The 21,482-nt window shown below is 63.8% G+C and carries 17 protein-coding genes and 1 pseudogene; 5 read left to right on the top strand and 13 right to left on the bottom strand.

The genetic code is table 11. The features are described 5' to 3' along the window. The 4 genes and pseudogenes from VKM35_RS06330 to VKM35_RS06315 form a co-directional block, all read right to left on the bottom strand. A pseudogene (locus VKM35_RS06330) lies at positions 1 to 512 on the bottom strand (SAM-dependent methyltransferase); the annotation flags it as partial. Then, positions 509 to 1,309 (bottom strand): DUF1365 domain-containing protein, encoded by an 801-nt coding sequence (locus VKM35_RS06325; protein ID WP_324319515.1) that lies wholly within the window; start codon positions 1,307 to 1,309, stop codon positions 509 to 511. The pseudogene VKM35_RS06330 and the gene VKM35_RS06325, both read right to left, overlap by 4 nt. Continuing rightward, positions 1,306 to 2,559 (bottom strand): NAD(P)/FAD-dependent oxidoreductase, encoded by a 1,254-nt coding sequence (locus VKM35_RS06320; protein WP_324319513.1) that lies wholly within the window; start codon positions 2,557 to 2,559, stop codon positions 1,306 to 1,308. Before VKM35_RS06320 ends, VKM35_RS06325 begins: the two co-directional genes overlap by 4 nt. Further along, on the bottom strand, positions 2,556 to 3,416 hold the full coding sequence (locus VKM35_RS06315) for an acyl-CoA desaturase (RefSeq protein ID WP_324319519.1): 861 nt from the start codon (positions 3,414 to 3,416) through the stop codon (positions 2,556 to 2,558). Before VKM35_RS06315 ends, VKM35_RS06320 begins: the two co-directional genes overlap by 4 nt. A gap of 262 nt (positions 3,417 to 3,678) precedes the next feature. On the opposite strand from VKM35_RS06315, the gene VKM35_RS06310 reads away from it, so the two are divergent. Continuing rightward, the gene (locus tag VKM35_RS06310) at positions 3,679 to 4,428 is read left to right on the top strand and encodes a pseudouridine synthase (protein WP_324319511.1); all 750 of its coding nucleotides are present in this window, start codon (positions 3,679 to 3,681) and stop codon (positions 4,426 to 4,428) included. 76 nt (positions 4,429 to 4,504) lie between these two features. Here VKM35_RS06310 and kbl read toward each other — a convergent pair whose 3' ends face one another. Beyond that, positions 4,505 to 5,695, bottom strand: a complete 1,191-nt coding sequence (gene kbl, locus VKM35_RS06305) for a glycine C-acetyltransferase (RefSeq protein ID WP_414636577.1) — start codon at positions 5,693 to 5,695, stop codon at positions 4,505 to 4,507. A 261-nt stretch (positions 5,696 to 5,956) separates the two neighbouring features. On the opposite strand from kbl, the gene VKM35_RS06300 reads away from it, so the two are divergent. Next, positions 5,957 to 6,751, top strand: coding sequence for a TorF family putative porin (locus VKM35_RS06300; protein WP_324319507.1), 795 nt, complete (start codon positions 5,957 to 5,959; stop codon positions 6,749 to 6,751). A gap of 174 nt (positions 6,752 to 6,925) precedes the next feature. Here VKM35_RS06300 and tdh read toward each other — a convergent pair whose 3' ends face one another. Beyond that, entirely contained in the window at positions 6,926 to 7,960 is a 1,035-nt protein-coding gene (gene tdh, locus VKM35_RS06295; RefSeq protein WP_324319505.1) for an L-threonine 3-dehydrogenase, read from the bottom strand. 167 nt (positions 7,961 to 8,127) lie between these two features. Between tdh and VKM35_RS06290 the strand changes: the two genes are divergently transcribed. Then, positions 8,128 to 10,314: a S46 family peptidase gene (locus VKM35_RS06290; protein WP_324319503.1), complete on the top strand. Its 2,187-nt coding sequence runs from the start codon at positions 8,128 to 8,130 to the stop codon at positions 10,312 to 10,314. A gap of 115 nt (positions 10,315 to 10,429) precedes the next feature. On the opposite strand, the gene VKM35_RS06285 is transcribed toward VKM35_RS06290, so the two are convergent. Both VKM35_RS06285 and VKM35_RS06280 read right to left on the bottom strand, forming a co-directional pair. After that, on the bottom strand, positions 10,430 to 11,149 hold the full coding sequence (locus VKM35_RS06285) for a 2OG-Fe(II) oxygenase (protein WP_324319501.1): 720 nt from the start codon (positions 11,147 to 11,149) through the stop codon (positions 10,430 to 10,432). Positions 11,150 to 11,243: 94 nt separating this feature from the next. Beyond that, positions 11,244 to 12,473: an autotransporter outer membrane beta-barrel domain-containing protein gene (locus VKM35_RS06280; RefSeq protein ID WP_324319499.1), complete on the bottom strand. Its 1,230-nt coding sequence runs from the start codon at positions 12,471 to 12,473 to the stop codon at positions 11,244 to 11,246. A 169-nt stretch (positions 12,474 to 12,642) separates the two neighbouring features. Here VKM35_RS06280 and VKM35_RS06275 point away from each other — a divergent pair, with 169 nt between their 5' ends. Both VKM35_RS06275 and VKM35_RS06270 read left to right on the top strand, forming a co-directional pair. Then, positions 12,643 to 14,730: a S46 family peptidase gene (locus VKM35_RS06275; protein ID WP_324319517.1), complete on the top strand. Its 2,088-nt coding sequence runs from the start codon at positions 12,643 to 12,645 to the stop codon at positions 14,728 to 14,730. 117 nt (positions 14,731 to 14,847) lie between these two features. Further along, a complete protein-coding gene (locus VKM35_RS06270; protein ID WP_324319497.1) occupies positions 14,848 to 16,233 on the top strand; it encodes an MBL fold metallo-hydrolase in 1,386 nt (461 codons plus the stop codon). Positions 16,234 to 16,293: 60 nt separating this feature from the next. Here VKM35_RS06270 and VKM35_RS06265 read toward each other — a convergent pair whose 3' ends face one another. The 5 genes from VKM35_RS06265 to VKM35_RS06245 form a co-directional block, all read right to left on the bottom strand. After that, complete coding sequence (locus tag VKM35_RS06265) at positions 16,294 to 17,688, bottom strand: pitrilysin family protein (RefSeq protein ID WP_324319495.1); 1,395 nt, start codon at positions 17,686 to 17,688, stop codon at positions 16,294 to 16,296. 13 nt (positions 17,689 to 17,701) lie between these two features. Next, positions 17,702 to 19,042 (bottom strand): pitrilysin family protein, encoded by a 1,341-nt coding sequence (locus tag VKM35_RS06260; RefSeq protein ID WP_324319493.1) that lies wholly within the window; start codon positions 19,040 to 19,042, stop codon positions 17,702 to 17,704. Between the two features lie 41 nt (positions 19,043 to 19,083). Then, positions 19,084 to 19,773 (bottom strand): hypothetical protein, encoded by a 690-nt coding sequence (locus VKM35_RS06255; RefSeq protein WP_324319491.1) that lies wholly within the window; start codon positions 19,771 to 19,773, stop codon positions 19,084 to 19,086. A gap of 107 nt (positions 19,774 to 19,880) precedes the next feature. Beyond that, a complete protein-coding gene (locus VKM35_RS06250; protein ID WP_324319489.1) occupies positions 19,881 to 20,645 on the bottom strand; it encodes a queuosine precursor transporter in 765 nt (254 codons plus the stop codon). Next, positions 20,642 to 21,292 (bottom strand): DUF502 domain-containing protein, encoded by a 651-nt coding sequence (locus tag VKM35_RS06245; RefSeq protein WP_324319486.1) that lies wholly within the window; start codon positions 21,290 to 21,292, stop codon positions 20,642 to 20,644. Before VKM35_RS06245 ends, VKM35_RS06250 begins: the two co-directional genes overlap by 4 nt. Positions 21,293 to 21,482 lie beyond the last annotated feature (190 nt).

The following is a 21,482-nucleotide window of genomic DNA, read 5'->3' as shown; positions in this document are numbered from 1 at the left end:
AAGATCGCCGAGGAGTACATCAGGTTGTCGTCGAGGAAAAGTTTGAACAGATCGTTGCCGATGTCGTAGTGCGCAGCGATGTTCTTGCGGCTGCCATCGCGGGTATTGCGCCGGAACGCATGCAAGGCTTTCATCGCCAGTCCGCCCAGGCGTGCGAGCCCGCTTTCCATGCCGTCGAGCAGGTCGCGGTTGCGCACCAGCAGCCGCACCAGACCGACGAGATCGTCGCAATGCCACAGTCCGTCCATATAGGACTCGCCTGCGCCGACCGAACCGTTGCCGGTCGCAGCGCGATAGAAGCCGGCATCGCGGACATGCAGCGTGACGTTGAGCGCATCCGGCGCGTTGGCGCGCCCGATGCGGACGTCGCCGAGCGCATCAACCACGCGCAGCTCGCCGCCGCGCAAGTTCGCCAGACGCGCCAGCAATTGTTTGCGCAGGAATCGATCGAGGCTTCCGTAGCCGGCGTCGCTGCCGGTGTCTCGGATCAGGGTGTCGGCAGGGCTGCTCATCGATGACTCCGGGGCGGGGCGATGGTTTTCGGGTGCGGTTGGAATGGAATGCGCTTGAACCAAAGCCGGGCCGCCTGCCAATAAATACCGATGGCGATCTTTGCGGTGAGCAAGGGATAACGCGCCAGACATGAAGCCAATGTGTTTGCATCGAGATCATGTCGATCCAGGACGAGGGTGGCATCGAATTCGCGGGTGTCGCCGGCGAGCACATCCATGTGCACGCGCAACTGTTCGCCGGGGATCTCAAACGCCCACTGGTATTGCCGCTGCATCGGCAGGAACGGCGAGACATGGAACTGCTTGTCAAATTGCCAATGCAGGCTGCGTCCGAGCCGGATCGCCTTTTCTGCGGGAAGAAAATACGCGTGGCGTTCGCCCCAGGGCGTGTTGGTGATCTCGGCGAGAATCCATTCCAGCGTCTGCCCGTCGTCGGCAAAGCCGTAGTAGAAACTCACCGGGTTCATGGTCACGCCGAAATAACGACCATGGGTGAGCAGGCGTATCGGTCCGGTCGGACGTCGCCCTGATTCGCTCTCGACGCGATCGCGCACGGCGGCATCGATGCTCAGCGCAGGGTCGCCGAAATAATCGCGACGGCGGACCTGTGCAAGGTTGCGGCGATCGAAGGACCAGAACCAGCGCCGCGAAAAAATCGCATCCAGCTCTGACAGGTCCAGATAGAGCTGGAACATCCGGTAACGGAAAGCGTGCGCCTTCGGATGATAACGGCGATGCCGCACCCAGCCTTCGTAGATGGCGCTCTTGAACGCAGCGGGTGTATTCACAGCGTTCACCAGCTCACGCCCAGCGCGTGCGCCACGTCGACGCCGCTGCGCAGGCCGTCTTCATGAAATCCGAAACCCCAGTACGCACCGGCGAACCAGCTGCGCTTGACGCCATTGATGCGCTCGCGCCGGCCTTGTGCCGCGACGCTGGCATGCGTGTAGACCGGATGCCGGTAGCGCATCGTCGCGATGATCTTGTCGGCGGCGATGTCGGCCGTACGATTGAGCGTGACCACGAAAGGTTCCGGCGAGGCGATCGACTGCAGCAGGTTCATGCAGTAGCTCACCGTGCACTCGCCGCCCGGCGTTGCTGGAATGTAGGCATTCCATGCCGCCCAGGCCTTGCGCCGTTTCGGCAGGATGCGCGCGTCGGTGTGCAGCACCGTTTCGTTGTCCTGGTAGGTGATTGCGCCGAGTATTTCGCGCTCGTCGTCGCTGGCATCGGTGAGCAGCGCCAGCGCCTGGTCGCTGTGGCAGGCGAACACGGCCTGGTCGAAGTCCTCGTTGCCCGCGCCGCTGTCGATCAGCACACGCCCGGGCTCGCGGCGCACCGATCGTACCGGCGTCGCCAAACGCGTGTTGACCGTCCACTCGCGTTCCAGTGCTTCGATGTAACGCGATGAACCACCGCTCACCACACGCCATTCCGGGCGCTGATCGACCTGCAGCATGTGGTGGTTGTCCATGAAGCGGACCAAATATTTCGCCGGGAAATCCAGGATCTTCGTCGCTGGCGAAGACCACAGCGCCGAGGCCATCGGAATCAGGTGGTTCTCGATGAACAATCGCGAGTAACCGTTCGCCTGCAGGTAGTCACCAAGACTCGGGCCGGGGCCGGGGCCGGGGTCGGTGTCGTGCAGCAACGCGCTGCATTCGCGGTAGAAGCGCAGGATCTCGCGAACCATGCGCAGGAATTTCGGCGAGAGCAGGTTTCGGCGTTGGCAGAACATCGCATCGAGGGTGGTCGCATTGTATTCCAGTCCGGAGCGTGCGTCCTGCACCGAAAAACCCATTGTGGTCGGCTGCGAAGCGATGCCGAGTTCGGCGAACATCCGCGTCAGCAACGGATAGTTCATCGGGTTGTGCACGATGAAGCCGGAATCGATCGCGTACTCGCGCCCGGCCTGTACCACTTTGTGCGTATGCGTGTGCCCGCCGAGGCGCGATTCTTTTTCGAACAGCACGACCTGATGCTGTCGCGACAGCAACCACGCGGCGCCGAGGCCGGCGATGCCGCTGCCGATCACCGCGATCTTCATGGCGTGCCCGCGACGTGCGGGCGCGCATGCCGCATCGATGCCGGCACCGATTTCAGATCCCAGACCAGGCCCAGCGCGGACATCAGGCGCAGGACATAGAACGTCACGTCGATTTCCCACCAGGTGAAGCCCTGGCGCGCAGAGCCCGGGAAGTGATGGTGGTTGTTGTGCCAACCTTCGCCGAACGTCAGCAGCGCCAGCAGTGCATTGTTGCGGCTGTCGTCGCGTGTCGCAAAACGCCGACTGCCCCAGCGATGCGCCAGCGAGTTGATGGTCACCGTGATATGGAACAGCACCAGCGTCGAAACGAAAAACCCCCAGATCAACAATTGCGGCCCGCTCGTGCCAAGCGTCGGGTGCACCCGCTGCAACCAGCTGCCGAGCAGATACAGGCAGACCGCGAGCAGCACCGGCACCAGGATGTCGAAGCGATCGAGCAGGCGCAGTTCCGGAAAACGGGTGAGGTCCTTGACGGCTTCATGCTGCGTGGCGAAGCCGCGCGGCGTCAGGAACCAGCCCATGTGGCTGCGCCAGAAGCCATGCCGCGGTGAATGGATGTCCTGCGCGGTATCGGCGTGACGATGATGGTGGCGATGGTGAGCTGCCCACCAAAGCGGTCCGCGCTGCACGCTTGCGGCGCCGACGACTGCGAAGAAAAATTGCAGCGCGCGCGACGTCCGGAAAGCCCGGTGCGAGAAATAGCGATGGTAGAAACCGGTGATCGCGAACATGCGCACGGCATACAGCGCCAGCGCGGTCGCCACCGCGAACCACGACGTGCCCACCCAGAACACGCCGAGGCAGGCCAGATGCAGGGCGATGAAGGGCAGCACGCGCAGCCAGTCGATGCGGTCCATGCCGGTTTCGGCGACGCCGATGGCCTGCGCGGTGTCGAACCAGCGCAGCACGGCCACGAAAATGCGACGCCAAAGCGGAAGTCTGACGTCAGGGGAGGTGTCGATCATGGGCGGCGATGGTCTTTGCATTGCGGTGATGGACGGGTGAACCGAGACATGCATTCGCGCTGCACTTTCCGCAGCGTCCTGGTCCGTGGCGAAGAAAAATGGAATTTCCGGCGCGGCGGTAGCCATTGCTCTTACGCTGCGGCATCCTCCACGGATGCAGAAGAAATCCGCTGCCGGAAAATCAACGGTGCCGCGTCATGGCGTGGCGCGCGCGCTGTCGAAACAGGGGTTGGGCTCGCGCACGCAGGCAGCGGCGTGGGTGCGCGAAGGCCGCGTGAGTGTCAACGGCCGATGCGTGCGCGATCCGGAATTCCCCGTGCGCATCGGCGTGGATCGCATCGTCGTTGCCGGCCGGGAAGCAGCAAAGGCGCCGCGTCTGGTGCTGATGCTCAACAAGCCGCGCGGGCTGGTGACCAGCGCCAGCGACGAGCAGGGGCGCGATACCGTCTATCGCTGTTTCGAATCAGCGGCGCTGCCGTGGATCGCGCCGGTCGGAAGATTGGACAAGGCCAGCGAAGGCCTGCTGCTGATGAGCAACGATCCGCAATGGGCCGCGGGCGTCACCGATCCCGAGCGCGGGCCGGACAAGACGTATCACGTGCAGATCGATCGCCTTCCCGATGCTGCGTTGTTGACGGCGCTGATCGCCGGCGTCGATGTCGACGACGAAATATTGTCGGCGAAATCGGTGCAGCTGCTGCGCAGCGGCGCGAAGAATGCCTGGCTGGAAATCGTGCTCGACGAAGGCCGCAATCGACAGATCCGCCGCCTGCTTTCCGCCTTCGATATTTCCGTGCTGCGCCTGATCCGCGTCGCGATCGGCCCGCTCGCGCTTGGCGAGCTGGCGAAAGGGCAGTGGCGTGAACTCAGCGCCGATGAAATCGCGATGCTGACGTTTTTGTAGGAGCGGTGCGAGCCGCGATTTCTTCCGATTGCGGAAATGCATCGCGGCTTACGCCGCTCCTACATGCACATGCGATCTATTTGATCACGCCGAGACTCTTTCCCACCTTGGTGAACGCGGCGATCGCGCGGTCGAGGTGTTCACGACTATGCGCAGCGCTCATCTGCGTGCGGATGCGGGCTTGGCCTTTGGGTACAACCGGGAAGAAGAAGCCGATCGCGTAGATGCCTTCTTCCAGCAGGCCGGCCGCGAACTGCTGCGCCAGCGGTGCGTCGTACAGCATCACCGGCACGATGGGATGCACGCCGGGCTTGAGGTCGAAACCAGCGGCCGTCATCTGCTCACGGAAGTAGCGCGTGTTGTCGGCAAGTTTCGCGCGCAGATCGTCGGCGGTGGCGAGCATGTCGAACACCTTGATGCCGGCCGCGACCACGTGCGGCGGCAGCGAATTGGAGAACAGATAGGGGCGCGAACGCTGGCGCAGCAATTCGATGACCTCGCGCTTTCCGGCAGTGAAGCCGCCGAGCGCGCCGCCCAAGGCTTTGCCCAGCGTGCCGGTGAAGATGTCGATCCGGTCGAGCACGCCCTTGGCTTCCGCCGAGCCGCGACCGCTGGCGCCGATGAAGCCAGTCGCGTGGCATTCGTCGATATGCACCAGTGCGCCGTATTTTTTTGCCAACGCGGTGATTTCGTCGAGCGGCGCGATGAAGCCGTCCATCGAAAATACGCCGTCGCTGGTGATCAGGATGTCGCGCACGCCATCCGCGCGTGCCTGCTTGAGCTGCGCTTCCAGGTCGGCCATGTCGCTGTTGGCGTAGCGATAGCGTTTGGCCTTGCACAGGCGCACGCCGTCGATGATCGAGGCGTGGTTGAGGGCGTCCGAGATGATGGCGTCCTGTTCGCCGAGCAAAGGCTCGAACAAGCCGCCGTTAGCATCGAAGCAGGCCGCATACAGGATGCTGTCTTCGGTACCGAAGAACTCGGCGATCTTTCTTTCCAGCTGTTTGTGCAGGTCCTGCGTGCCGCAGATGAAACGCACGCTGGCCATGCCGAAGCCGTGGCTGTCCAGGGCATCCTTCGCCGCCTGGATGACTTCGGCGTTGTCGGCAAGACCGAGATAATTGTTGGCGCAGAAATTGAGCACGCGGCGGCCGTCGGCCAATTCGATCTCCGACGACTGCGCCGAGGTGATGATGCGTTCGGACTTGAACAGGCCCTGTTCGCGGATGGCGTCGAGTTCGTCGCTGAATCGGGAGGCGCTGGTCATGGAGGAGGGCTCTGTGAAGTCGAGGCGGGGATTATCGGGCATGCCTGCGCTCCTGCCCACGATCGCGCCGTTGGCGGCGGGAAGGGCCGGAATTCCGGCATACCCGCACGTATCGAAATTTATGATGATTTTATGTAAAAGATTCGACAATGGGTCATCACTCGGGCTTAATAAACCCGACCTGCACCGGGACGGATCCCTGGGTCCCCGCGCATCATGTTTTTTTGTTCTGCCGTGCCGAACAATCCTTAGGAGAGACCAATGAATTTGAACAAGTTGAATCTTGCCCTGTCGCTCGCGCTGTTCGCTCTGCCCCTGTCGGCGATGGCGCAGGACCAGACCGCCAGTACCGCACCGCAGCCCGCTACCCAGGATGATTCGACGCAGGCCGACGCCCCGCAGAGCGAAGCCCCGGCCAAGGCCGATGACGAAGCGGCGACCGAATCCAACCTCACCTGGAATCTCAGCGCCACATCCGACTATGTGTTCCGTGGCGTTTCCCAGAGCAATCGCGATCCCGCGCTGCAGGGCGGCTTCGATTACGCCTTCGGAAAATCCGGCGTTTATGCCGGCACCTGGGGTTCGAACATCGACTTCGCCGATCGCAACGGTCCCGATCTCGAGATCGATACCTACATCGGCTGGAACCATGATGTCAGCGACGATTGGAACGTCGATGTCATGCTCACGCGCTACAACTATTTCGGTTCGCGCAAGAGCTTGTATGGCGACATCGATTACAACGAGCTGATCGGCAAGGTCAAATACCACGACATGCTGACCTTCACCCTCGGCTATACCAACGATTACGCCAATACCAGCGACCGCGGCCTGTACTACTCGGTCGGCGGCAACTGGGACGTCGGCAATGAGGTCAAGTTGAATGCGAGCATCGGCTATACCGATATCGACAACACCGACACCTACACCGACTGGAATCTCGGCGTCAGCCGCAAGTTTGGTCCGGTGGAAGCGGCGCTCAACTATTACGACACTGACGCCAGCGGCCCACGCCTGTCCGACACGGTGGTGCTGAGCTTCAAGATCGGCGGCTGATTCCGGCGCTCATCGCAATGAAAAACGGGGCGCTTCGGCGCCCCGTTCTTTATTGTTGGCGATGAAATTTTTACGCGGTGAATACAGGCGTCTTCGTGGCGATGAGTACGCCGGTATTCCTGGGGCCTTCCGCTCGGCGCACGCGACGCTGTTGCGTCGCGTTGGCGCGCCTTGTTACGACCAGCTACACACAACCTTGCCGCAGGTGCCGGCATCCATCAGGTCGAAACCTTTCTGGAAATCATCGATGTGCACCTGGTGCGTGAGCACTTTCTGCAGCGGGAAACCGGTCAGCACCATCTGCGTCATCTTGTACCAGGTCTCGTACATTCGCCGGCCGTAGATGCCCTGCAGCGTGAGGCCCTTGAAGATCACCTTGTCCCAGTCGATGCCCGCGCCTTTCGGCAGGATGCCGAGCAGCGCGACCTTGCCGCCGTGGTACATGCAGTCGAGCATGTCGTTGAACGCAGCCGGGTTGCCGCTCATTTCCAGGCCGACATCGAAGCCTTCCATGTGCAGGTCGGCCATCACTTCCTTCACCGATTGCTTGGAGACGTTGACCACGCGCGTCGCGCCCATGTCGGCGGCGAGTTTCAGGCGGTAGTCGTTGACGTCGGTGACCACGACGTTGCGCGCGCCGACGTGTTTGCAGATGCCGGCGGCGATGATGCCGATCGGGCCGGCGCCGGTGATCAGCACGTCCTCGCCGATCACGTCGAATTCCAGTGCGCAATGCGCGGCGTTGCCGTAGGGGTCGAAGAACGCGGCGAGCTCCGACGGGATCTGGTCGGGAATCGGCCACAGGTTCGAGGCCGGCATGGCGATGTATTCGGCGAACGCACCGTGGCGGGTGACGCCGATGCCGATCGTATTCGGGCACAGATGCTGGCGACCGGCGCGGCAGTTGCGGCAATGGCCGCAGACGATGTGGCCTTCAGCGGAAACGCGGTCGCCGACCTGGTAACCGGTGACGCCAGTGCCGAGTTCGACGATGCGGCCGACGAACTCGTGGCCAATGACCAGACCGGGCTTGATCGTGCGCTGGCTCCACTCGTCCCATTTGTAGATGTGCAGGTCAGTGCCGCAGATCGCGGTTTTTTCCAGCTTGATCAGCACCTCGTTCGGGCCGGGCGTCGGCACCGGCACCTGCTCCATCCAGATGCCTTTCTCGGGCTTGCGCTTGACCAGGGCTTTCATCATCGCTGCCATGGGATTTCCTTGCGGCGGGAGCGGAGGCGGGGCGGCAATTATAAGGCCGGTGGGCGATGGTCGTGTCGCTGCAGGCCGTAGCGGCGCCGGCAATGACCACCGGCATTTGCCCGGCCGCGAGAGTTCTGGCTAAGGTCGGGGTTTGTCCGCACCCAGGGAGAACCACCTTGCGCCTTCGCCTGCTTACCCTCGTTACCACCGCCTTCGTCGCGACCCTCGCCCATGCCGATGAAGGCATGTGGCAGCCGCAGCAGATGGGACAGCTGTCCAAACAGCTCAAGGCGCGCGGCCTGAAGATGGATCCTGCCGACCTCACCGACCTCACCCGGCAGCCGCTCAACGCGGTGATCAGCCTCGGTGGCTGCACTGCGAGTTTCGTTTCGCCGCAGGGCCTGGTGGTGACCAATCATCACTGCGGCTACGGCGCGATCCAGTACAACTCCACGCCCGAGCGCGATCTGCTCACCAATGGTTTTGTCGCGAAAAGTTTCGCCGAGGAATTGCCGGCCGAACCGAACGCACGCATCTACGTCACCGAAGCGATCACCGACGTCACCGCCAAGGTCAACGACGGTTTGAGCAAGGGCATGGACGGCAAGGCGCGTTTCGACGCGATCGACAAGCACAGCAAGGCGCTGGTTGCCGAATGCGAAAAAGACGGTGGCTATCGCTGCGAGGTCTACAACTTCAATGGTGGCCTGCAGTTCTCGCTGATCCGGCAGATGGAAATCAAGGACGTGCGCCTGGTCTACGCACCGCCGGAAGCGATCGGCAAGTTCGGTGGCGACGTCGACAATTTCGAATGGCCGCGCCACACCGGCGACTGGTCGTTCCTGCGTGCGTACGTCGGCAAGGACGGCAAGCCCGCGGCATTTTCCAAGGACAACGTGCCGTATCAGCCCAAGAGCTGGCTCAAGGTCGCCAGCGACGGCGTCAAGGCCGGCGACTACGTGATGGTGACCGGTTATCCCGGCTCCACCAGCCGTTATCGTCTCGCCGATGAAGTGCAGAACGCGATCGACTGGCAGTATCCGACGACGGTGAAATACCTCGCCGACTATCTCGCCATCCTCGACAACGCCGGCAAGGGCAACAAGGCCGTCGAATTGAAATACGCGTCGACCGTTGCCGGCCTCAACAACGCCATGAAGCTTTACCAGGGCCAACTCGATGGCTTCGCGCAGATGCACGACCCAGTCGGGATGAAACGCGGCCAGGAAACCGCGCTCAAGAACTGGCTGGTCAAGCGCGGTGCGGTCGGGGCCGAGCAGACGCAGGCGATCACGCAACTGGAAAGCGAACTCGCCGCGACGCGCACCACGCGTGAGCGCGACATGTGGTTCAACACATCGGTCGGCGGCGGTCTCACTGGCACGGCGATACGTCTGTATCGCAATGCAATCGAACACGCGAAGCCCGATGCCGAGCGCGAATCCGGATTCCAGGATCGCGATGCGCCGCGCCTCGAAGGCGGCCTGCGCGCGCTCGACAAGCGCTACGACGCCAAGGTCGACCAGTCGCTGATGGCGCTGCGCCTGAAGCGCTACGCGGCATTGCCGGTCGCGCAGCGCGTGCCCGAGCTCGATGCCTGGTTGGGCCTGAAAGCCGGTGACAACGCCGTGGCCGACCTCGACGGAAAACTCGCCGCGCTGTATGCCGGTTCCGAACTCGGCAGTGTCGACGCGCGCCTGAAATGGCTCAAGGCCGACCGCGCTGCGATCGAGGCGTCGAAGGACCCGGCGCTGCAGCTCGCAGTGAAGATGATGCCGGCGCTGATGCGCAGCGAACTCGAAAGCAAGGCGCGCAGTGGCCGCGTCTCGGCGCTGCGTCCGCAGTACATGCAGGCGATGATCGACTTCAATGCCGCGCAGGGCCTGCCGGTGTATCCGGACGCGAACAGCTCGCTGCGCATCACCTACGGCAGCGTCCGCGGTTATTCGCCAAAGGATGGCGAGCAGATGACGCCTTTCACCACGCTCGCCGGCATCACCGCCAAGACCACGGGCGTCGACCCGTTCATCACGCCGAAGTCCGAGCAGGACGCGATCGCCGCGAAAGCCGGTGCGCAATACCGCATGGCGGCGACCGCGGACGCGCCCGGCGACGTGCCGGTGAATTTCCTCAGCGACGTCGACACCACCGGCGGCAACTCTGGATCGCCCACGCTCAATGCCAAGGGCGAACTGGTCGGCCTGTTGTTCGACGGCAACTACGAGAGCCTGAGCGCCGACTGGATCTTCAATCCCGACCTCACGCGTTCGATCCACGTCGATTTCCGTTACACGCGCTGGGTGATGGACGAAGTCGACCACGCCGAGCGCCTGCTGACGGAAATGGGCCTGCCGCACGATTGATTCACGGCACTGCCGATGTCGGATGCGCTGCGGCGCTCCGACGTCGGCGGGTCCGTTTCCGATACATGAAGGCAGCGCGCAGCGCCGTGTTGCCGCTTGTCCGGCCCAGACCGGCTCAGTCGACGTGGTAACCCTTGTAGCGCGTGTTGTGCGGCGCCATCAGTTCCGCTTCCGGACGCTCGGCGCTGTAGTAGTACATCGCGAGCGAGCGCCGATACTCGCCTTCGGGGATTTCCAGTGGCCGCGGGTGGCCGTGGAAAGTATCGCTGCGGGTGTTGAAGATCACCGCGCGGTTGAACAACGGCGCGATGCTGGCGACGCGATGCGAGGCATCGGTGGCCCAGAGCTCCAGGTCGCCCTGCCACGCGTCCTGCCAGTCGCGATTGAAGTACAGCAGCAGGTTGATGCGGCGATGCGCATGCAGGCGCGGATGCCAGTTGAAATCGGCATGCACGCCCAGGTGACCGCCGCGTCCTACCAGATGCGCGCCGCCGCCGAACAGATGCGGATCCGGCAGCAGGTGCTCGATGCCGGTGAGTTTTTCCAGAAAATCCACAAACGGCCCGCTGTTTAGCTGGTGCATCGCCATGCAGATCGGCGCGGGCAGTTTCTCTTCGTTGGATGAGGACAGTTTCATCTCGAAACCGGCTGCGGCATAGCGATCCCAGCCGGCATCGTCTTCCGCTCGCGGGAAATTTTCCAGGATCGCCTGCGCGGCTTTTTCTTCGATGAAATCGTCGATGACGATGTGCGGAAACGGCGCGGCCATCTGGTAGCGCTCGCTCTCGCGGGTGGCGATGTCGTCCAGGCGTCGCGGATCGAAAATGAACTTCATGGGCCGGGCAGGGCTCGCGTGACGGATGACGAAGAGAAAGGCGGCGCGGACGCGGTGCCCGCGCAACGCGTGCCGCGGATGCGGATGTGACGGTCTACAGCTCGATCCGGAAACCCAGCGACAACACCTGTTCATGCAGATAGGCGTGGGCGAAGCGCTGTCGGAATTCGATGAAGCCGGATTTGCCATGGGTGAAGGTGAATACGCTGCCGAGCGCGATTTCGCCCCAGCCCTTGTCGGGGTCTTCGGTATCGAAGGTGATCGGGTTCTGGCGCGGATCTTCGATCAGGCGCACGGTGACGGCGCGCCGCGCGTTGCTGAATTCCTGACGCCAGCCGACACGCAGCGATGGCTGCCAGATGCCCCATTCGCGCGAAATGGTCTTGTCGAGAGTGAAATCGACGCGCGCGCGTCGTGTCTGCACCGAACGCCCCGGCACGCTCAGCGCGAGGCCGGCGCCGCCGGATTCGCTGTAGGGATCGATGCTCGTGCGGCTGGCGTCGACGCCGAAATCGAGGATGCGATCCCAGCCGTTCTTCGACCAGGTGCCGGTGGTCGACACGCCCTGCACGCTGCGCGTCGCATCAGGATTGGCCAGCGCGCGGCCACTGATCGCCAGCGGCCCCGAGGGCAGCATCAGGCTGTAGTCGATGTCGCGCACCAGGTCGTAGCGGCCGCGCAGGAAACCGGCGTAACCGTCCAGACTCCAGGTGTCGGCGTAGGGGTGGCTGATCGTAGCGATCAGGCCGGTGTAGCGCGTGTCGGCGCTGCCGGAGTCGCCATTGAACGCCAGGCTTTCGACGGTGTGATTGAGCGCAAGCCCGAGCAGCCATTTCGCCGATGGCTGCCAGTTCGCACCGGCGGTGAAGGAATGCGTGTCGGCATCGAAGCCGGCTTCGTTGAGGCCTTCGTCGCGCTTGAGGCGCCCGACATCGGCGGAGAAGAACAGCGACCACTGCGCGGCGAGATTGTCGGTCGCATTCAGGCCCAGGCTGCCGTCGGCGCGTTGCCCGTAGACCAGGCTGACCGGATTGCCGGCGAGGTCGCTGGCGTTGACCGATTCCATGCCGGAAAAATCACGGGTCGCGATCCGTCCCTGGCCGGGAATCTGATTGAGGCGCTGGCCGGTCGCGGCGATGAAATCGGCCTGCGGATCGAGCGATGCGTTGGTTTCGCCGCAGCGCTGGAACAGCACGGTGTTGTTGATCGCTGTCGCGCAGATCGTGCGCCAGCGCGTGGCCAGGGCGACGGCCGGCGTCTGCGCCTGCGCCGGGGTCGAGAGCAGGGCGGCGATGGCCAGGGCCAGGGGGCTGAGCTTTCGCATGGGTTTCTCCCGTGATTGGCGACAGTCTAGCCAACTTTTGGCACGGTCTTAACGGGGTAAGGTGGGAGATAGTCCGTTGTTGCCTTTCCGGAGTCCGCCCATGCGCCGTCTTGCCCTGTTCACCGCTGTCGCCCTGTCCCTGTCCTTTGCCGCGCAAGCCAATGAAGGCATGTGGGTGCCGCAGCAACTGCCGGAAATCGCCGGGCCGCTGAAGCAGGCGGGCCTGAAGCTCGATGCTAAACAACTCGCCGACCTGACCGGCCAGCCCATGGGCGCAGTCGTCGCGATCAATGGCTGCACGGCGTCCTTCGTTTCCCCGCAGGGCTTGATCGCGACCAACCACCACTGCGCCTACGGCTCGATCCAGCTCAATTCCTCGCCGACGCGAAATCTGATCCGCGATGGCTTCAATGCCGCGCAGCTGTCCGATGAGCTCACCGGCGGCCCGAACGCCCGCGTCTACGTGATGGACCAGATCAGCGACGTCACCCATGACGTGCTCGCCAACGTCGGTGACGACATGGGCGGCCTCGCGCGCCAGAAAGCGATCGAGAATGCGCAGAAGGCGATCGTCGCGGCCTGCGAATCGACAGCGGGTTATCGCTGCACCGTCTACAGCTTTTCCGGTGGCCTGCAGTACCGTCTGTTCCGGCAGATGGAGATCAAGGACGTGCGCCTGGTCTACGCGCCGCCGGCGAGCATCGGCAATTACGGCGGTGAAGTCGACAACTGGATGTGGCCGCGCCACACCGGCGATTTCAGCCTGATCCGCGCCTACGTGGGCAAGGATGGAAAACCGGCGGCGTTCTCGCCCGACAACGTGCCGTACCAGCCGAAACACTTTCTGCCGATGGCAAGTTCGCCGCTGCGTCCCGGCGATTTCGTCATGGTCGCCGGTTATCCGGGCAGCACCAATCGCTACGCGCTCGCCGATGAATTCGACAGCACGGCGGGCTGGGCGTATCCGACCGTCAGCCAGCATTTCAAGGACACCAGCGCGCTCGTGCATGCGGCCGGCAAGGACAATGCGGATATCGCGATCAAGTACGCGAGCACGGTCAAGGGCTGGGAAAACACGTTGAAGAATTACGACGGCCAACTCGCCGGTTTCGCGCGCATCCACGCCGCCGAAGGCAAGCGCGCCGAGGAAGACGCGACGCTGGCCTGGCTGCGTTCGCGCGGCGATGCTGGCAAGCCGGCGCTGGTCGCGCACGACAAGCTGGTCGACCTGCTGGCGCAGACGCGTGCGATGCGTGAGCGCGATCTCGTGCTTGGACAGTTCGCGAATATGGGCACGCTGGGTTCGGCGCGCGGCCTGTACCGTCTTTCGATCGAACGCGCCAAGCCGAACGCCGAGCGCGCGCCCGGCTATCAGGATCGCGACCTGCCACGCATCGAAGGCGGCCTGCGCGAACTACAGCAGCGCTACGAGCCAAGCATGGAAAGACAGTTGCTGGCGTACTGGCTGGGCGAGTATCTCAAGTTGTCGGCGGACAAACGCGTGCCGGCGGTCGAGCAATGGCTGGGCGGCAACGATTTGGCGGCGGTCGATCGCGCGCTGGACAAACTCTATGCTGGTTCGAAGATGGGCGATGTCGATCAACGCCTGGCCTGGCTCAAGGCCGACAAGGCCGCGTTCGAAGCGAGTGGCGATCCGATGATCCAGCTCGCGGTCGCGTTGACGCCGACGATGATGAAGCTTGAGGACGAAGGCAAGGCGCGCGCCGGTGAAAGTTCGCGCTATCGTCCGGTCTATCTCGCCGCCGTGCAGGACTACAAGCGCAGCAAGGGTCAGGGTGTTTATCCCGACGCCAACTCGACGCTGCGCATCACCTACGGCAACGTGATCGGCTACAGCCCGCGCGCCGGTGTCGACTACACGCCGTTCTCCACCGCCGAAGACATGGCAGCCAAGGCCACCGGCGCCGATCCATTCAATGCGCCGCAGGCCTTGCTCGATGCAGTGAAGGCGAAGAACTACGGCAAATATGCCGACGCCAAGCTCGGCACGCTGCCGGTGGATTTTCTGTCCAACCTCGACATCACCGGCGGCAATTCCGGCTCGCCGGTGATGAATGCCAAAGGTGAGTTGGTCGGTCTCGCCTTCGACATGAACTGGGAAAGCGTGAGCTCGAACTGGGTGTTCGACGCGAAGATGACCCGCATGATCTCGCTCGATGCGCGCTACATGACCTGGATCATGGATAAGGTCTATCCGGCACCGCGGTTGTTGCAGGAACTGCGCGTCAAGAACTAGTTCGCGATAGTCAGTCGTTTGCGGAAATGCCGGGGAAACCCGGCATTTCCGTGGCCGGCGCGTCTTCGTGGCGCCCGCGCTATGCTCGGGTCTCGATCCCCGCGCGAGGCCCTGCCCATGCGAGTTCTCTTCCACGGCGCCGCTGGTGAAGTCACCGGCTCCTGCCACGAAGTCGTCGTCGGCGCGCAGCGCATCCTGCTCGACTGCGGCATGATCCAGGGCAGCGACGCCGACGAGGCGCGCAACTGGAATGTGTTTGCGTTCGATGCCGCAGCCATCGATGCCGTGGTGCTGAGCCATGCGCATATCGACCATTGCGGCCGCCTGCCGCTACTGGTGCAGCGCGGCTTCCGTGGCCCGATCCATGCGCAGGCAGCGACCGCCGACCTGTTGCGCGTGATGCTGGAAGACGCGGCGTCGCTGGCGGAAATGGACGCCGAGCGCGACAACCGGCATCGCCGCGAAGGCCGCGACGACCACGTGCCCTTGTTCACCCGCAAGGACGTCGCGCAGGTGCTCAAACAGGTGCGCAAGCTGCCCTACGACGAGGCGACGAGCATCCTGCCCGGGATCAGCGTGATCCTGCGCGATGCTGGGCACATCCTCGGCTCGGCCAGCGTCGAGATCCGGGGCGAGGAGAACGGCGTCACGCGACGCCTGGTTTTTTCCGGCGACCTGGGGCCGAAAGGCACGCCGATCCTGCGCGATCCCGAGCCGGTCCCCGCCGCCGACCTGGTGTTGCTGGAATCGACTTACGGTGGACGCCTGCATCGCGACCGTGCCGAGACGATCGCCGAACTCGGCGACATCCTCGCGCAGGCCCGGCGCGATGGCGGCAACGTGTTGATCCCCGCGTTCGCGGTCGGGCGCAGCCAGGAATTGCTCTACCAGTTCGCGTTGCATTACGACGAATGGCAGCTCGGGCACTGGCAGATATTCCTCGACAGCCCGATGGCGGCGAAGGTGGTCGAGGTCTACGACCGCCACGAGGAATTGTTCGACGAGCAGGCACGCCGCGTCTGGCAGGGGCGGCCGCATCCGTTCCGGTTGCCCAACCTGCACTTCACCAGCGACGTGGCGCAGTCGCAGGCGATCAACCGCATCCACGGCGGCGCGATCATCATCGCCGGCTCGGGCATGTGCAACGGCGGCCGCATCCGGCACCACCTGCGCCATGGTCTGGGCAACAAACGTAACCACATCATCTTCGTTGGCTACCAGGCGAATGGAACGCTGGGGCGGCGCCTGGTCGATGGCGCCGAGCGCGTGCGCATCTTCGGGGAGGATGTCGCGGTGCGCGCGCGACGCCACACCGTCGGTGGCTTGTCGGCGCATACCGACCAGGCCGGCCTGCTGGCCTGGTACGGCGAGATCGGCGGGCGCCCGCCGGTGGTGCTGGTGCATGGCGAGGACGATGCGCGGGGAAAACTTGCCGTTGCCCTGCGCGCGCAGTTCGCTGCCGACGTCAGCCTGGCCACGCCGGAAATGCAGCGCGAGGTCTGATCGGCAGGCGAAAAAAAGCCGGGCTGGCCCGGCTTTTTCCCTGTGTCGTTTGCGCCCGGGTCAGGGCACGAAATGCGGATCGGTGATCTTGAGCTCGGTGACCGGGCCGTACTTCTTCGCGGTTTCGCGCAGCTTGCCGGCGTCACCAATGATCACGATGGCGAGGTCCGCGGTTTCCGGATACACGGCGATCGCCTTGGTGAATTGTTCCGGCGTCGCGGCCTTGATGCGGTCGGCGAAGCCGTCGACGTCCTTGCGATCGAGGCCATAGAAAGCGAGTTCGGCGATCTTGCCGGCGAGCGCAGGCGCGGTTTCCAGCGTCGGCGGGAACTGCCCCAGCACATAGTTTTTTGCCGATTCGCGCATGTCCGCTGCGATGCCGTCCTTGTGCAGGCGATCCAGCGTCGCGAGCGCGAGGTCGAGGGCTTTGCCAGTGTCTTCGGTGCGCGTGAACGAGGTGATCGCAGCGGCGCCGGGCGCATCGAAACGCGACAACGACGAACCCGCGCCATAGCTCAGGCCGGACTTGATGCGCAGCTCGGTGTTGATCATGGAAGTGAAGCGGCCACCAAACACCGTGTTGGCCAAGGTCTGCGCGGCAAGCTCGGGGTCGCGACGATCGACGCCGACGTTGCCGAGCCAGAAATAACTCTGGGTCGCGCCGGGCTTGTCGACCAGCAGCACGCGCCGGCCTTGCTCGGGTTTTTTCGCCGCCACGGTCGGCAAGGTGCCCTTGGCTTTCTCCCAGCCGCCGAACGCCGCGGTCAACGCTTTCTTCATGTCGGCGATGTGGAAATCGCCGACCACGGCGACGATCAGGCGATCGCCGCCGAGCTGGTTGCGATACGCGTGCAGATCGTCCAGCGTCACCGTCGCGAGGCTGGTTTCATCGCCGTCGCGGGGACGACCGTAAGGCGTGCCGCGAAAAAGCCAAGCATTGCCGTAGATACGCAGCAATTGCCGCGGATCGCTGTCCTTGGCAGCGGCGATCGACTGGATCGCGTGATCTTTCACTTTGGCGAATTCCGCGGGGGCCAGCGTCGGTCGCAGCAGGGCATCGGCGCTGAGGTCGATCATCAACTGCGCGTCGCGCGACATGAACTCGGCGTTGAGCTGCAACGATTCCACGTCGCTGGCGATGTCGAGACGGCCGCCGGCGCCGTCGACGGTTTCGGCAAAGGTTTTCGCGTCGCGCTTGCCGGCGCCTTTTTGCATCAGCGCGGCGAGCAACGCGGCGCTGCCTTCCTTGCCGTTGGCATCGGCCAGCGCGCCGCCACGCAGGCGCGCGTTGAGCGCGATCAGCGGCACGTCGTGTTTTTCCATCAGCAGCAATTGCGTGCCGTTGGCGAGCGTGACCTGCTCGTAAGCCGGCAAGGCGATGCCTTGTGCGTTGGCGAACAAGGGCAATGCGACCAGCGCGGCGGCGAAGACGAAACGGGAGAATGCGGTTTTCATGGGATCAATTCCTTCACTTGGCCGCGGATTGCGCGACGGTGCCAACGGTGCGGTTGTCGCGACGGAAAACCTTGGCGGCGATGCGCTGGATGTCGGCGGGGGTGACGCGGGCGTAGGCGGCCGGCGCGTCGAACAACTTGCGGTAGTCGCCGTTGAACATCTCGTAGTTGCCCATCGCCCGCGCCTTGCCGGAAATCGTCGCCATGCCGCGCCAGAAACCGGCGAGCTTCTGCGTGCGCGCGCGCTCGAGTTCGGCCGGCGTGACGCCGTCCTTGATGACGGAGGCGAGCGCGGCGTCGAGCGCTTTCTCGGTCTTGGCGAGATCGCCGCCGGGCGGCAGCACGACGAACAGGTAGGCGAGGCTGGGATCGAAGCCGCCGCTGAACTGGCTGTCGACGTCGACAGCCAGCTGCTGCTGTTCGACCAGATCCTGATGCAGTCGCGAGGAATCGCCGCCAGTGAGAATCGACATCAGCAATTCCATCGCCGGGGCATCGGCATCGCCGCCGCTCATCGCGTGGTGCGCGAACACCAGCAGCGGCGCCTGCGCCTCGCGACGCAGTTCGACACGGCGCTCGCCGTGCTGCTCGGGCTCTTTCGTGGTGACCGCAACCGGGGCCGGCTGCGCGGGAATCTTGCCCATGTTCTTTTCCGCGAGCGCGAAAACTTCCTTCGGATCGACATCGCCGACCACGAACATCACCGCGTTGTTGGGCGCGTAATAAGTCTTGTAATAAGCCTTGAGGTCATCGGCCTTCCAGCCCTCGATGTCGGACGGCCAGCCGACGGTCGGGATCTGGTAGGGATGGGCGACGAAGGCGGTGGCGTCGATCTGTTCGATCAGCGAACCCATGTTGTCGTTGTCCACCGACGAGCGCCGCTCCGAATACACCACACCACGTTCGCTCTCGACCACTTTCGGGTCGAAGCTGAGGTTGGCCATGCGGTCGCCTTCGAGATCGAAGATCACCGCCTGCGCGCTGCGCGGAAACCAGTCCGAATAAATGGTGAGGTCGTTGCTGGTGCTGGCGTTGTTGGCGCCGCCGTTGGCTTCCATCACGCGGTCGAATTCGCCGGGTTTGCGCGTGCTGGTGCCATTGAACATCATGTGTTCGAAGAAATGCGAGATGCCGGTGATGCCGGCGTGTTCGTTGCGGCTGCCGACCTTGTAGAAGTTGTACAGCGCGACATTGGGGATGTCGTGATCGGGCCAGACCACGATTTTCAGGCCGTTGCTCAAGGTTTTGACGACGACCTGGTCGGCGCCGGGAACACCAGGTGAGGCCGGCGCGGCGGCAAATGCCGGCAGCGCGAACGCGGCGCTGAGCAGCAGGGGCAGGATGGACTGGCGCATGGACAGACTCCGTGACAAGAAAGCAGTTTGAATGGCGTTGCTCACAGACCCGTGAGGTGGCCGCGGATACCGAGTGCCTGCACGCCGATGTTGAACATCGAGGCGTAGACGATGATTTTCTGCGCGACCACCTGCAGGCCGAGGCCGTGCGCGGTGGCGAGCGTGGGGCCGAAGAACAGCAGCAACACGTAGGCAGCGAGCACGATCAGGTAGAGCACGTTGCAGACGATGTAGCGGCGCGGCCAGTAGTTCTTGCCCTGCAGCTGCAGCAGGCAGGCGAGATAGCCGAGCAGCAATGCGAACGCGCCCTTGACGAACAGGTTGTGCAGGGCGAGCAGGTGATCCCAGGGCGTGGCCGCGATGCCGATGAAACACAGGCCGCTGAGCACGAGAAAGGTTTGCGAGAAATGTCCGGCGCGTCGCGCCTGGCGGCGGCGCGCGTAGATCGCTTTCCAGCTCGAGGAGAAATTCATCAGCGCCAGCCCGCTGCAGCCAAGCGCGAATACGAACAATGCCAGCGAAAAGAAATTGCTGCGTCCGGAGGGCGTATGCGTGGCGCCGAGGTCGCTGAAGAAATTGCCAAAGAACAGGTAGTGATCGCTGGTCCGGTCGAACACCGCGCCGCCCGGATAAAGCCACATCGCCAGCAAGGTCAGCGCGACGAACTGCACCGCGGCATAAATCATCAGCCGGCTGCTGGAGGTGATCTGCTTGCGTAGGGCTCCCGACATCGCATGACTTCCTGGCAGGGGGCGTTGCGTGGCAACCCGGGATTGGGCCGGGCCGGGCGCCCCGAGCGCACGTGCCAAAGGTCAGTGCCGGTGCGGCTGCGTGGAGCTTACCCTGCCGCCGCTGCGTGCATCATCCGCTGCGCCTCGGCATGGCCCAGGTAAGCGTGGATGGCCGAGCGCGCCAGGTACAGCAAGGGAATCAGCGCGAGCGCCGCGCCCATCTTGTAGAGGTAGTTGAGCGTGCCGACCGCGAAGAACAGATCCATCGACCAGTGCTGCGGGCCGAGCACGAAGGCGATGTAGAGCACGACGAAACTGTCGACCAGTTGCGAGATCGCGGTCGAGCCGGTCGCGCGCAACCAGACCCAGCGTTCGCCGGTGCTGCGGCGGATGCGATGGAATATCCAGACGTCGATCAGCTGGCCGATCAGGAAAGCGATCACCGAGCCCCAGATCGTCCACAGGCCTTGGCCGAACACGGCAGCGAATGCCGCCTGGTAGTCGGGCACGCCCTGATTCTGGGCGACGCCGACCCACCAGCTCGCCGGCGCGAGGTGGATCGCCGCGAACGCGAATCCGAAGCCGTACAGGATCAGGAACACCGCCAGCCAGCTGATGAAGCGCACGCCACGCTGGCCGTAATACTCGTTGATCGTGTCGGTCATGATGAACACGATCGGCCACAGCAGGGTGCCGGCGGTGAAGTTGAGCGAGCCGGTCTGCCCGAACAGGTTCCATTCGAACGGCTTGAGTCCGAGCGTGTCCTCGAGCGCGAAAATCTTGACGCCGATGAACTCGGCGAGGATCGCGTTGGCGACGAAGAACGCCGCCAGCACCACGAAAAGTTTTTGCGCGCGCGAGAAGACGATCATGCGTTGACGGGTGGCCGGTGGAAGGGAATGCGGTCGGGGCTGACGGCACCGCCGGAAATGATGAAGGTCATGGCCTGATCGACGGTCCAGTCGGTTGGCGTCAAGCGCTCCACCGGTACGACTTCCAGGTAGCCCGAGGTCGGGTTCGGCGTGGTCGGCACGTACACCGCGGCGAGTTCCTGGCCGGTGTTTTCGTCATGCAGGATGCGTGTGACGAAGCCGACGGATTTCATGTCCCTGTTCGGGAAATCGATCAGCACCACGCGCTGGGTGCCGTCCGGTTTGGTCTGCAGCATGTCGAGCAATTGCCGCGCGCTTCCGTAGACGGTCTTTGCCAGCGGCACGCGGGCGATCAGCGCCTCGGACCAGGACAGCAGTTTCTGCCCGACCGCACGCCGCGCCAGCGCGCCGACGACGACGATGAAGGCGATGGTGACGATCAGCGCGATCGCTGTTTGCACCCAGGCGGCGGTGAGCCAGTCGAGCATGCGCGGATCGGTGGCGACGATGCGCGCGACGAGCGGTGCGATCACCGGCCGACTGACATCGGAGAGCAGCCCGAACACGAACTTGAACACGATCCAGACCAGCCAGATCGGTAGCAACGTGAGCAGGCCGGTGAGGAAGAACGATTGGAGTTTGCGCATTGGCGGAGTGTAGCCTGCGCTGCGCGCAGGCGGCGACGGATGCCGGCGCTGGATTGGATTGCGTGCGCGCCGCGCGCGGTAAGCGCACGCGGCGAGCGATGTCGGGTACGTGCGCGCAGCGCGGGCTACGGTTTGGTGAGTTCGCTGGCGGGAATTTCGCGGACGAGGCGGAAGCCGACTTCGTCGTAAC

The organism is Arenimonas sp. (genome assembly GCF_035312645.1).
GTDB lineage: Bacteria > Pseudomonadota > Gammaproteobacteria > Xanthomonadales > Xanthomonadaceae > Arenimonas.
The sequence above is the reverse complement of the archived record's forward strand: the minus strand, read 5'-3'. Positions and strand labels throughout refer to the sequence as shown.